The organism is Flaviaestuariibacter amylovorans, assembly GCF_039541815.1.
Taxonomy (GTDB): Bacteria; Bacteroidota; Bacteroidia; order Chitinophagales; family Chitinophagaceae; genus Flavisolibacter; species Flavisolibacter amylovorans.
Genome location: NZ_BAABGY010000011.1, coordinates 173369 through 185609, shown reverse-complemented (window position 1 = coordinate 185609; position 12241 = coordinate 173369). Strand labels below are relative to the sequence as shown.

The following is a 12241-nucleotide window of genomic DNA, read 5'->3' as shown; positions in this document are numbered from 1 at the left end:
TTCGGAAATCTGCGTCTTTTTTCTTCATTACCCCATTAGCACATTACCCCATTCGCACATTACCTAAGTGCTTTACCTTGCAGCTCAGCAATTAACCGGCTCCGCCTTGGCATTGTTTGCCCGTTGGCCTAACTTTAATCCACCAAACCTATTGAACAACCATGGAACCCCTGCTGGTACGCAACACCATCACCTTCGATGCACCCGCCGCACGCGTGTGGGATGCCCTGGTGAACCCCGATCAGACCCGTAAGTATATGTTCGGCTGCGCCACCGTGTCCGACTGGAAGCCGGGCTCGCCCCTGCTCTGGGAAATGATGCACGAGGGCAATCCCTACGTGCCGGTGAAGGGCACCGTGCTCGCCTACGAGCCCTATACCCATCTCCGGTACACCGTGATCGACCCCAACGCCGCCTACCCCGACATCCCCGAGAACCACCTCGTCGTCAGCTTCGACCTGCGCGAGACCTCCTCGGGCCAGACCGTCCTCACCGTGACGCAGGGCGGCTTCGAGGGCGCCGCCGACGGCGCGCGCCGCTACCGCGACGTCTACAACAACGGCGAGGGCTGGAACCCCATCCTCGCACAGATCAAGACCATCGTGGAAGAGGAAGAAGAACAGACGAACAGGGAACAAGGAACCGGAGAACCGCAGAAGGCAAGCTATCCCGCAGCGACGCATTAGTGTGCGCTGGTGCGCGGCAAGGCAGCAGCTCTTCATCCGGCACGGGTGCGCAAAGGCGTATCCTGCGGGTTTGGGCCGGCATCGGCGTCCATCGTAAAAGATCATAAAAATCCGCGTGCTTTCTCTCCGCTGACCGATCTTTAAGGCTCAACGCCCGATCATGAATCCTGCGCTTATCGCCGACCTGTTTGATGCCTGCCGCCGCAACGACGCGGCTGCCGTCGAGACCCTCATCGACACCGACCCCGCGCTCCTCGACGCCGCCGACGCCCGCGGCTTTACCCCGCTCATCATCGCCGTGTACAACGACGCGGCCGACACCGCCCGCCTGCTGCTCCGACGCGGCGCGGCCCCCGACGCCCGCGACGCCGCCGGCAACACCGCCCTCATGGGGGCCTGCTTCAAAGGCTATGCGGCCCTCGCCACCGAGCTGCTCGAGCGGGGCGCCGACGTCAACGCCCGCAACGGCAACGGCGCCACCGCCCTCACCTTCGCCGCCACCTTCGGCCACGGCCCCATCGCCCAGGAGCTGCTCCGCCGCGGCGCCTCGCTGGAGCTGCGCGACCAGCGCGGCAAAAGCCCCCTCGACCACGCCATCATCCAGGAGAACGAGGCCATGATCGCGCTCCTGCTCCCGTATGCCGAAAACAGAAACTGACCCGTCTCCAAATAGCCATGAAGCCTGCTCTGCTCCTGCTTTTGCTGCTGCCGCTGCAGCCCCTCCGTGCCCAAAAAACCTTCGACACCCGGAAGGCGACGACAGGGCAATTGACACCGGCGGCATTTGACTCGCTGAAGCAGCACCTGACCCGCTATTCCGATGGGCCGCTGCGCGACACCCTCTTCCTCAAATTCGATTTCAACCGGGAGTCGTGCTGGAACCGGCTCGACGAGCAGGGCAATGAACACAACCGCTCCTTCGTCGCCAACAAACAGCGCCGCATGGCGGATATGCGTGCCGCCCGCACCGGGGCGAGCTTTATTGAGCTGCGGGAGCCCGGCAAGAGGTTCAACAAGCTGAAATCCTTCGACAGTACCATTAAAACAGACGACGGCTACCTGCGGGCCCTCCTGTTCCGCAAGCGTGCCACTTGCGGCACCTCGGCCCTCATCCTGCCTTCGGGACAATACATCCTCCTTCCCGGGGACCCCCATTTCGAGGTGCGCTACTGGGACCGCGCCACCATCGAAGCCGTGCTGGACCGGAAGTAAGTCCGTATATCTACGGGCGGCTTCAGAAAATTTTCCGCGCTTCGGGCGGCACCTGCGCGGCCGGTGTCCTATCTTACCGGCATAACCGATCGCTTATGAACCGCGACAGTCTCCAGGACATCATCCAGCAACTTCGTCCCGCCGACGGCGGTGACTCCGCCCGCCTCGAATTCTATTTTGCACAGGAGCCCAACGGCTTTATCCGCGCCAACCAGGAGGGCCTCCGGCTCTTTGCGCGCGAGCTGCTCCAGGCTTCGCTTACGCTGGACTACCAGTCGCCTTCCGACAACGCGCAGATCCCCCTTACCGGCAGCACGCTGGCCAGCAGCGGCGAGTTCCGGCCCTACTACCTCGAGCAATGGCAGGAGCCGGTGGCCTCGCACGAGGAGCCGGCGCGGCCGCAGCCCTTCTGGAAGCAGCAGCTCGTCAAATACGGTGTGTGGCTCGGAGTGCTCGTATTCCTCTTCTCCGCGGTCATCGGCTTCATCACCTTTCTCCGCTGGATCTTCTAAAAATCGTTTCTAAATGAACAGGTCCGCCGGTTGGCGTCAGGCGTGAAGCCTCAGGCGTGAGGGAAGAAGTCTGACGGCAATAACCTTCTTTTGACGTTCCCGGCAGGTTAAAGAAGCTCATCACCCGAGCCCACTTCTATCGATTCAAAACTGCATCTATGACGCCTGACGATTTTCGCCGCATGGCGCTCGCACTCCCCGGCAGCACCGAGGAGCCGCATCAGGAAAAGACCTCCTTCCGCGTGCACGGAAAGATCTACGCTACCATGGTGCCTGAAGCCGGGCGGGTAACGATCAAGCTGCCGCGCGAAGAGCAGGACATCTTCTGCCTCCACGACCCGGCCGCGATGTTCCCGGTGCCCAATGCCTGGGGCCGCCAGGGCTGGACGCATGCCCTGCTCGACCGCGTGCACCCCGAGCTGCTCTCGGGCGCCCTCGAATGCGCCCACGCCGCCATCACGCCGCCGGCGAAAAAGCGGAAGGGCTGAAACTCGTTTCCGGCTGGATCGCTTGGTGGTTGTCTATTGGTCTATTTGTCTAATGGTAATTGGGTCGTTTCCGGCAGTAGCTTAACTTACTGGGTCCATCTTTTCACCCGCTCACCCGCTCACCCGCTCACCCGCTCACCCGCTCACCTGCTGACGCATTATCTTGCAGGCGCATGAACCCACGAACCCTATTGGCCGGCGGCGCCGCGCTGCTGCTGACCCTTACCGCATCCGCCCAGGACCCGACGGTGGCCGGGCTGAAGAGATCATCGGAAAAAGCAAGCACCGTAGAAACCGATACGGTACGCAGCCTGAAGCAGGGCGGCATCTACAACCTCAACTTCGCACAGGGCACGCTCAACAACTGGGCGGCCGGCGGCGACGAGTTCTCCCTGGCCATCAATACCTCGCTCAGCCTCTTCTCCTTCTTCCGGAGCCCGCGGCACCAGTGGGACAATACCGCCGACTTAAACTTCGGCTTCGTACGCACCTCCTCGCTCGGCAGCCGCAAGAACGACGACCGCATCGACCTGCTCTCGAAATACGGCTATGTGCTGACGCCGAAGATGAACCTGGCCACCCTGCTCAACTTCCGCACGCAGCTGCTCCGCGGCTACACCTACACCGAAGGCAGCCGCAGCCTCGCCTCCAACTTCCTGGCACCGGCCTATGTGCTCACCTCGGTGGGCATTGACTACAAACCCACGAAGCACCTCTCGATCTATGTATCGCCGGCCACCGCGCGGTGGATCATCGTAAAAGACGATTCGCTCGCCGCCAAGGGGCTCTATGGCGTGGAGCCGGGCCGCCACAGCGCCCTCGAAGTCGGCGCCTTCGCCACGATCAACTACTGGAAGAGCCTCAGCGAGGCCGTCAATTATAAAGGACGACTCGACCTGTTCAGCAACTACCGCCACCGCCCGGGCAACGTAGACGTGTTCCTCACCAACCAGTTGTCGGTACGCCTCTGGAAGGTACTGGCAGCCACCTGGAACGTGGACCTCATCTACGACGACGACGCAAGGGTGTTCGGTCCGGGCAAGAACCGGCCGGCATTGCAGCTGAAGTCGCTGGCGGGGATCGGCCTGCAGACGAAATTCTGAAAACGCTATATCGCCATAGCAAGACAAGACGCGGGTTGCCGCGTCTTTTTTTATTGCCAACGCGCGCTATCCCACCACCGTATTTATACGATCAGCAGAAAAACCGGCAGCTACCGGAAAACATCCTCCGATGTCTGTCGCAGCGTTGGCGCACTCCATGCACGCATTTGCGCAACTCAGTACAGATACGGTTTGCAGCGCGCGCGGAGCTTACGAACATTGCATCCGAAAGGCCCGCATACCATGAAAAACACCGGGCTATTAAAACACCATACAATCCTGTTCAACATGAAGCAACTGATGCTTGCTGCCGCTGCCTGCGCAGCCCTTTCGCTGGCCTCCTGCAAAAAAGACACCGACGAAAACACCAACCAGCCCGGCACCACCACACGCATCCTCAAGAAGATGACGCGTACCGAGAACGGCCAGTCCACCGTGTTCACCTACAGCTACGACGCGGCCAGCAAGCGCCTCAACGGCTACACCAGCAACACCGGGACGGAGCATGCCGAGTTCACCTACGACAATGCGGGCAACCTCATCGAAGTGGACGAGACCGAGGCCAACTTCCACAACATCTATTCCTACAGCTACGTCAACAACAAGCCCGCTACAGCCACCTTCAAGAGCTGGCAGATCACGGGCGGCGGCAACACGCTCATCGAAGACGACGCGCTGACCTACACGGTGACCGGCAACCGCGTGACGGCCATCCACCTCGTTATGTCCGACGGCACGGAAGAAGACTTCGCCCTTACCTACGACGGCAACGGCGAGCTTGTGAGCTCCGTATCCGCCACGCCCGACCTGTATGCCGCCACCTTCACCTGGGGCAACAAGCGCTCGCCCTTCCCGCAGGTAAGTAAGTGGGTACTCGACCAGGCCGGCTTCTCGATGCAGCTCTATGCGCAGCGCGACAACCTCAGCGCCGCCTTCGACTTCCCCGGCACCATGTTCGACACCACGCTGACCACCACCTACACCTACGATGCCGCCGGCTACCCGCTGACTGCCACGCAGGGCAACGTGACCATGACCTTCGAATACCAGTAATAATACGGGTACGCCGCTACCCCGGAGCGCTGTTAGCAGAAGTGCTTTGCAGGGCTGCGGCGTATGCTCCCGATATTTTCTCATAGGCAAGTCCCTCTGCGCTTTTGCGCGGAGGTTTTTTTTGCCGCCTGTCGCCTGTTGCTCTTATAGATGATCGTTTGACGTATCCGGGGACAACAGGGCCGCAGGCGGCCCGTTTTCACGCGGCGGCGCGGCGTGTGGCGGCGCAGCGAAACTTCAATATTGAAAATTCCAGATCGCATTTCACCGTCGCGTCGTTGCGCCGCCGCGTCCACAAGGCCGCCTGCGGCCGACTACTTTGTCGAGCAAGTGAACTGCAACCATCAAACAACGCTTAGCTTTAACCTACAAGCCCCCATGAAGCGCATACGCCTTTTACCACTCCTGCTGCTCGCCGCGCTATGCGGGCACGCACAGCCGCTGACGCAACAGGAGGTCGCTGCCGACTTCGACGCCTTCTGGAAAACGGTGCGCGACCACTATGCCTACTGGGACCGGAAGGCCACCGACTGGGAGGCGATGGGCACGTGCTTCCGCAACGAGCTCGACACCGTGCGGCACCGCTGGGGCTTCACGCTCTTCCTCGAGCGCGCCCTCCGCGAGCTCTACGACCACCACGCGGCGCTCAACACCAACACCGGCGACTCGTACCGCCTCGTGCCCACGGGCGCCGACCTGCATGCTGCCTTCCGCGGCAACCGGGCGGTTGTACTGGAGGTACGGCGCGGCTACGGCGCCGAAAAAGCGGGGCTGCGCCCGGGCGACGAACTCGTGGCCGTGAACGGGCGCCCGCTCCCCGGGGCAGTGCAGCACCTGTTGCCCCGCCACCTGGGCAGGCCCGACAGCGCCGCTGCCGACTACGCCCTGCAGGTGCTGCTCGCCGGCACGCACAACGTATCCCGCCGGTTCACCGTGCGCCGCGATGGAAAAGAGCTGGAGCTGGAGCCCGATGCGCATGGCAACATCGGCACCTACCGATACAGCGGGCCCATCGAGGCACGGCGCCTCCCTTCCGGCATCGGCTATATCCGCATCGCCAACAGCCTGGGCAACAACGACCTGATCCCGGCTTTCGACTCGGTGCTCAATGGGCTCCTGGATACGCGCGGCCTCGTGCTCGACCTGCGCGAAACGCCCAGCGGCGGCAATACCACCGTGGCCCGCGCCATCATGGGGAGGCTCATCCTCAAGGAGGGTTTTTACCAGAAGCACGAGTGGCCCACGGAGGAAGCCCGCTGGGGCGTGAAGCGCAGCTGGGTGGAGCTTGTATCTCCGCGCGGAAAAACCTACACGGCCCCGGTAGCGGTGCTCGTTGGCCCGTGGACGGGCAGTATGGGGGAGGGCCTTGCCATCGGCCTCGACGGCCTGCGCCGCGCCACCGTGCTGGGTTCGCCGATGGCCGGGCTCCTGGGCAGCATCTACTCCTACGAGCTCCCACATTCGCGTATCGGCTACAGCTTTCCCGCCGAGCGCCTGTACCATGTAGATGGCACCCCGCGCGAGCGCTTTCGCCCCGTCCCGATCCCAACACCGCAAAACGGCCGTGATGCCGCAATCGAAAAGGCAGTACAGTTCCTGCTCAGGAAGAAATAGCCGGCTCCAAACCCTTGCTCCTCAAAAGCCGTTTGCGTAAATGTGCCCTCTAAAATCGCAGAGATGGTCGGTCGATTAGCTTGCCCAAAAGCCGGCTGGCGGCACACCCCGGAAACAAGGGCCGTGAAAGCGCTTTTGAATGTTGACTTTTGACTTTCAACGCCTTCCCCCTACATAAGCCATCACTTCCTCCTCTGGCATAGAATTTATACTTCTTTGCGGGTAAACGAATTGGTGATCCTTTAAAGAAGAAGCTATGGCAGAACTGCTCGTGCAACGCAAAAAGAAGTCGGCACTCCCCTGGATCCTGCTGGCCCTCATCATCCTTGGCATTATCGGCTACCTCTTGTGGCGCAACCAGCAGGGCGCGGCCAGCGCAGCGCCGGTGGGCGATACGACGACCACCACCACTACCACCACCACAGGTACGACCACGAATCCATGAGCTGCGGCTTCGCATAAAAAATATACGTTATGGCAAGTACTAAAAAGCGCCTCGTCGAACTACGGGGCTCCGATTTCGAGATGGCAAAAGGCCAGCCCAACATCATGGGCTGGGAAGTAGTGGACGGCTCCGGCCACAAGCTGGGCAAAGTGCACGAGCTGGTGATCGATACCACGGCCCAGCGCGTACGCTACATGGTGGTGGCGCTCAGCGACAATAAGATCCTGCAGCTCGAGAAGCGTACCGTAATGGTGCCGATCGGGTTTGCGCAACTGCATGCGGCCGACGACTGCGTGGTGCTCCACGGCGTAACGCCCTACCAGCTCCGCGCCCTGCCGCGCTACGACAAGGCCCACCTCGGCGCGCGCTCCGAGCTCGACATCAGCAACGTATTCGGGCGCAACTTCAGCGCACAGGGCAGCCACGATGCCGACAGCGACCTTGGCAATACGTTTTACGAGCACGACCACTTCAACGACAAGCATTACATGCAGCGGCCTTCGCACAACAGCAACAGCGGCCAGCCGCCCCGCGCCGGCGACCAGCAACAGCAGCCGGTGCCGCGGCACAGCGCCGAGGAGGTGCCCGCAAGCCACCAGCCCTATGCGCAACTCCCCGACGACGACCCGGAGAGCATCCGCCGCCGTCATGAGCAGGCCCTGCGCGACGAAGAAGAGCTGCGCCGCAAAGGCTTGCTGTAAGCAGCTTTGAAAAGATACCCCGAAGCCCCGGTCGATGGACCGGGGCTTTTTAGGTGCGGCCGGTAAAAACGCGTCATTGCCGGGTGCGTCGAATGGGTTAATTTGTGGGCACCAAAACAACCAATTATGAAACGTACGCTCCTCGCCCTTGGCCTGTGCTCCCTCCTCTTCGCCTGTAAAAAAAGCAGCACCGACGACGATCCTGGCAACAACCCGGGAAACAACCCCAGCGGCCCGGCCCTCTCCGCTACCGATGTGCAGCACGATATGGCCGCAGGCAAGACCACATACTACTTTACTGTTTCCGGGGTCAACAATCCGGCACTGACCGTTCCGGCGGCAGGTACCGGCCAGACCTGGAACTTCAGCACGCTCCCGACGACCCTGCGCGATACTACCGTACTGAGCCCGGTACCGCCCGTGGGCAGCGGCTTTCCGGCCGGCGCCTTTTACTCCAGCGAAAAGCGCGTGTACGGCACCGGCGCCAACACCCAGTCCATTACGGTGCTGACCTACCAGGAGGTATCTGCCTCCGGCTGGCTGCACCTGGCCCGCGCACTGCCCGCCTTCATCCTCGCCTACCCCGGCATCGGCGAGCTGGAATACGAGGCTCAGCTGCCCAACTATACCCCCGCGCTGCCGATGACGCCGCCCTTCCCGGTACGCCTCAACGACTCGGTGAACATCAATACCACCATCACGGAGAACGCCAAGGCCGATGCCCCGGGTGCCGGCCTCACCAATGCTCCTACCGCACAACGAACCACCTACACCGGCAAGGTGAAAGCCATTGCTACGGGCACGGTTACGCTGCCGGGCTACGCGGCTCCCCTGAATGCCCTGGTGCTCCGCCGCGACCTCACGATCCGCGAGAATTACTTCCTTAACGGCGCTCCCGCCTCGCCGCTGCTGCTGCAGGCGCTGGGACTCACCGACGGCGAAACATTCACGGCCACCTACTACGATTTCTACAACTACGGCGGCGTCGGCTACCTCGGCACCATCGTGGCGCAGGGCAGCGCTGTATCGTGGGCCCGCTTCCGGAGAGCGAATTAAGCTGGTGGCTTATAAACCACAAAGGCACGGAGGCACACGAAAGCCATTTGAAAGAGACGCATCACTGCGTCTCTTTTTTATTCCGGATACGCAGTAAGACAACGCGGTCAGGTCATGCATCCTCTAATTGATTCCGGGTTACCCGGCGACATTCTGCAAACGGTGCAACATCCTCAGCTCCGCCGGGAGCGCAGGGCTTTTTTTATGGGGCTCGTCCCGGGCAAACCGGCGATGGTAACGTGTTTCAACCCGGTGGCATAATATCGGTGGCAACCCGCAGCGGCAACAGGGGACATTCCTACCTTTACACCTGCCTTAGCACACAGCGCACGGCCCATCCTACGCTAAAAAGAAGCTACCGCATCTTTTCCGTGGCCTCCCCAGCCACCGCCCGCAACAGCCGTCTTCAATTCATCTAAATCAATTTGCCATGGACATCACCATTGTTCTCCTGATCCTGTCCGCCATCCTGTTATCCGGTATCCGCATCGCGCAGGAATACCAGCGTGCCATCGTGTTCCGCCTCGGGCGCTTCCAGGCCACCAAGGGACCGGGCATCTACTGGATCATCCCGCTCCTCGAGCGGCAGCAAACCATCGACATCCGGACCAAAACCGTGGACCTGGAGCAGCAGGAGACCATCACCAAAGACTCCGTCACGATCAAGGTCAATGCCGTACTCTGGTTCCGGGTCACCGATCCCAGGAAAGCCATCATTTTCGTCGCCAACTACAACCAGGCCGTGTACCAGTTCGCCGTTACCGCGTTGCGCAACATCATCGGCCAGCACCTCCTCGACGAAGTGCTGAAGGAGCGCGAGAAGATCAACAGCACCCTGCAGCGCATCGTGGATGCAGCCACCGAGCCTTGGGGCATACAGATCGAGATGGTGGAGATGAAGGACGTAGAAATACCGGAGGCCATGCAGCGCGCCATGGCGCGCGAGGCCGAGGCCATCCGCGAGAAGCGCGCCCGCCTGATCAAGGCCGAGGCCGAGCTCGAAGCCTCCATCAAGCTCACGCAGGGCGCGAAGCAGATGGAGGAGTCTCCCTTCTCGCTGGAGCTGCGCCGCATGCAGATGCTCTCCGAGATCGGTATCGACAACAATACAACGACGGTAGTGCTAATCCCATCCGACTTTACGAATATGGCGAAGAGCATCGGGCAGCGCCTCCGGAAGGATTCGTAAAGATGTGCGGCGCTTTACCTAATTTGTTGCATGGACTAAAACAAACAGCATGAGAAATTACCTGATCGCAGCAAGCCTTTCCCTGGCGTTGGCACAGAGTGCTGCGGCGCAGGCGCCTTCGCTCCCGCCCGGTAACCCCTTTGCCCAGCCGAGCACGCTTCCGTATGGCGCACCTCCCTTCGACCGCATCCGCAACACTGATTTCGAACCGGCGCTTGATGCCGGACTGAGCACGCGGCTTATTGAAGTGTCCCGCATTGCCGAAAACCCGGCGCCACCCACTTTTGAAAACACATTGGTGGCACTTCAAAAAGCTGGAGTGCTCCTTACGCGTGTGCTCAACGTGTTCGGCGCCGTTGCTGCCGCCAACACGAACGACACGCTGCAAAAACTGCAGGAATCGTTTGCTGCTAAATACTCGGCAAACCGCGATGCCATCCTGCTGAACCCAAAATTGTTTGCACGCGTAAAGGCCGTTTACGACAAGCGAAAAACTCTGAAGCTGGACGCCGAATCACAACGCCTGCTGGAGGTGACCTATAAGAACTTCGTGCTTTCGGGCGCCAACATTTCCGGCCCCGGCCGGGAGCGCTTCCAGGCATTGAACAAAGAGGAAGCCAGCCTGGGTGCCCGCTTCTCCAACCTGCTGGTCAATGCCGTCAAAAACGGCGCTTTCATTGTGAGCCGCGAAGAAGACCTGGCGGGCCTCTCCGAAAACGAAAAGGCAACCTATGCGGCCAACGCCAAAGCGCGCGGTTTCGATGGCAAATGGCTGCTTCCGCTGAAGAACACCACGCAGCAGCCCGCCCTGCCCAACCTTGCCAAACGCGAGGTGCGCAAGGCGCTCTTCGACGCTTCCTGGAACCGGGCCGAGCGTGGTGACTCCAACGATACACGCGCGGTTGTTCTGCGCCTTGCCGCGATCCGCGCGGAGAAAGCGAAGCTCCTTGGCTTCCCGAGCTTTGCTGCCTGGAAGCTGCAGGATCAGATGGCCCGGACACCAGAAGCTGTTGATGCCTTCTTTGCACGCCTTGTACCGCTGCTGAAAAAGAAATCGCTCCAGGAAGCGGCCGAGATCCAACAGCAGATCAATGCGCAGAAGGGCGGCTTTCAGTTGGCATCCTGGGATTGGGATCGGTACGCGGAGCAGGTGCGGAAGGCAAAGTACGACCTCGACGAAAGTGAAGTAAAACCCTATTTCGAACTCAATACAGTGCTGGAAAAGGGCGTGTTTCATGCCGCCAACCTGCTTTACGGCATCACCTTCAAGGAGCGTCATGACCTGCCGGTGTACCAGTCCGACGTGCGGGTATGGGAGGTGTTTGACCACAACGGGCAGCCGATGGCATTGTTTTATGGCGATTACTACAAGCGCGATAATAAATCGGGCGGCGCCTGGATGAACAATTTCGTTGACCAGAGCACCCTGCTCGGAACAAAGCCGGTGATCACCAACGTATGCAACTTCGACAAGCCCGCCCCCGGACAACCGGCGCTTATCAGCTTTGATGATGTGCGTACCATGTTTCACGAATTCGGGCATGCCCTGCACGGCCTCTTTGCCAGCCAGAAATACATCGATCTCTCCGGCACTAATACCGCGCGCGACTTTGTTGAGTTCCCGTCCCAATTCAACGAACACTGGGCGCTGGACCCTGCCGTACTGAAAAATTACGCGCGGCACTACAAGACCGGAGAACGCATCCCGCAGCCCATCGTAGATAAGATCAAGCGCTCCGCCACCTTTAATCAGGGCTACGTGTTCACCGAAGCCATCGAAGCGGCCCTGCTCGATATGAGCTGGCACAAACTCGCTCCCGGGCAAAAGGTCAGCGATGTTGATGCATTTGAAAAGGCGGCCCTGCACAGCACCGGCCTCGACCTGCCCCAGGTGCCGCCGCGCTACCGCTCCTCCTACTTCCTCCACATCTGGGGCAGTAGTTACGCAGCAGGCTACTATGCCTACCAATGGACCAAAATGCTATCGGAAGATGCGTTTGTGTGGTTTGAAGAACATGGCGGCCTCACGCGCGCCAACGGGGACCGTTTCCGCAAGCTGGTACTCTCGCGCGGCAACAGCCAGGATTATGGAACCATGTACCGCGCTTTCCGCGGTAAAGACCCGGATATCCGCCCGATGCAGGCCCTGCTGGGAATCAAATAGAAGAATCCGCCAATAGCA

Annotated in this window: 13 protein-coding genes; all 13 read left to right on the top strand. The window is 60.7% G+C overall.

Going from position 1 to position 12241, the window contains the following annotated elements; translation table 11 throughout:
• The first annotated feature begins 161 nt into the window (after positions 1–161).
• The gene (locus ABD937_RS17680; protein ID WP_345257152.1) at positions 162–686 is read left to right on the top strand and encodes an SRPBCC family protein; all 525 of its coding nucleotides are present in this window, start codon (positions 162–164) and stop codon (positions 684–686) included.
• A gap of 160 nt (positions 687–846) precedes the next feature.
• Positions 847–1344, top strand: coding sequence for an ankyrin repeat domain-containing protein (locus tag ABD937_RS17675; protein ID WP_345257151.1), 498 nt, complete (start codon positions 847–849; stop codon positions 1342–1344).
• A 17-nt stretch (positions 1345–1361) separates the two neighbouring features.
• Positions 1362–1898, top strand: a complete 537-nt coding sequence (locus ABD937_RS17670; RefSeq protein WP_345257150.1) for a hypothetical protein — start codon at positions 1362–1364, stop codon at positions 1896–1898.
• Between the two features lie 95 nt (positions 1899–1993).
• Positions 1994–2410 (top strand): hypothetical protein, encoded by a 417-nt coding sequence (locus tag ABD937_RS17665; protein WP_345257149.1) that lies wholly within the window; start codon positions 1994–1996, stop codon positions 2408–2410.
• Positions 2411–2568: 158 nt separating this feature from the next.
• On the top strand, positions 2569–2898 hold the full coding sequence (locus tag ABD937_RS17660) for an MmcQ/YjbR family DNA-binding protein (protein ID WP_345257148.1): 330 nt from the start codon (positions 2569–2571) through the stop codon (positions 2896–2898).
• A gap of 173 nt (positions 2899–3071) precedes the next feature.
• Positions 3072–4001 carry a DUF3078 domain-containing protein gene (locus ABD937_RS17655; protein WP_345257147.1) on the top strand — a complete coding sequence of 310 codons (930 nt, stop codon included), beginning with the start codon at positions 3072–3074 and terminating at the stop codon, positions 3999–4001.
• Between the two features lie 288 nt (positions 4002–4289).
• Positions 4290–5054 (top strand): hypothetical protein, encoded by a 765-nt coding sequence (locus tag ABD937_RS17650; protein WP_345257145.1) that lies wholly within the window; start codon positions 4290–4292, stop codon positions 5052–5054.
• A 378-nt stretch (positions 5055–5432) separates the two neighbouring features.
• Positions 5433–6668 carry a S41 family peptidase gene (locus ABD937_RS17645; protein ID WP_345257144.1) on the top strand — a complete coding sequence of 412 codons (1236 nt, stop codon included), beginning with the start codon at positions 5433–5435 and terminating at the stop codon, positions 6666–6668.
• Positions 6669–6924: 256 nt separating this feature from the next.
• Positions 6925–7113, top strand: coding sequence for a hypothetical protein (locus ABD937_RS17640; RefSeq protein WP_345257143.1), 189 nt, complete (start codon positions 6925–6927; stop codon positions 7111–7113).
• Positions 7114–7142: 29 nt separating this feature from the next.
• Entirely contained in the window at positions 7143–7814 is a 672-nt protein-coding gene (locus tag ABD937_RS17635) for a PRC-barrel domain-containing protein (protein ID WP_345257142.1), read from the top strand.
• 126 nt (positions 7815–7940) lie between these two features.
• Positions 7941–8870: a hypothetical protein gene (locus ABD937_RS17630; protein WP_345257141.1), complete on the top strand. Its 930-nt coding sequence runs from the start codon at positions 7941–7943 to the stop codon at positions 8868–8870.
• Positions 8871–9300: 430 nt separating this feature from the next.
• Positions 9301–10059 (top strand): slipin family protein, encoded by a 759-nt coding sequence (locus tag ABD937_RS17625; protein WP_345257140.1) that lies wholly within the window; start codon positions 9301–9303, stop codon positions 10057–10059.
• Positions 10060–10108: 49 nt separating this feature from the next.
• Positions 10109–12223 (top strand): peptidyl-dipeptidase Dcp, encoded by a 2115-nt coding sequence (gene dcp / locus ABD937_RS17620; RefSeq protein WP_345257139.1) that lies wholly within the window; start codon positions 10109–10111, stop codon positions 12221–12223.
• The last annotated feature ends 18 nt before the right edge of the window (positions 12224–12241 follow it).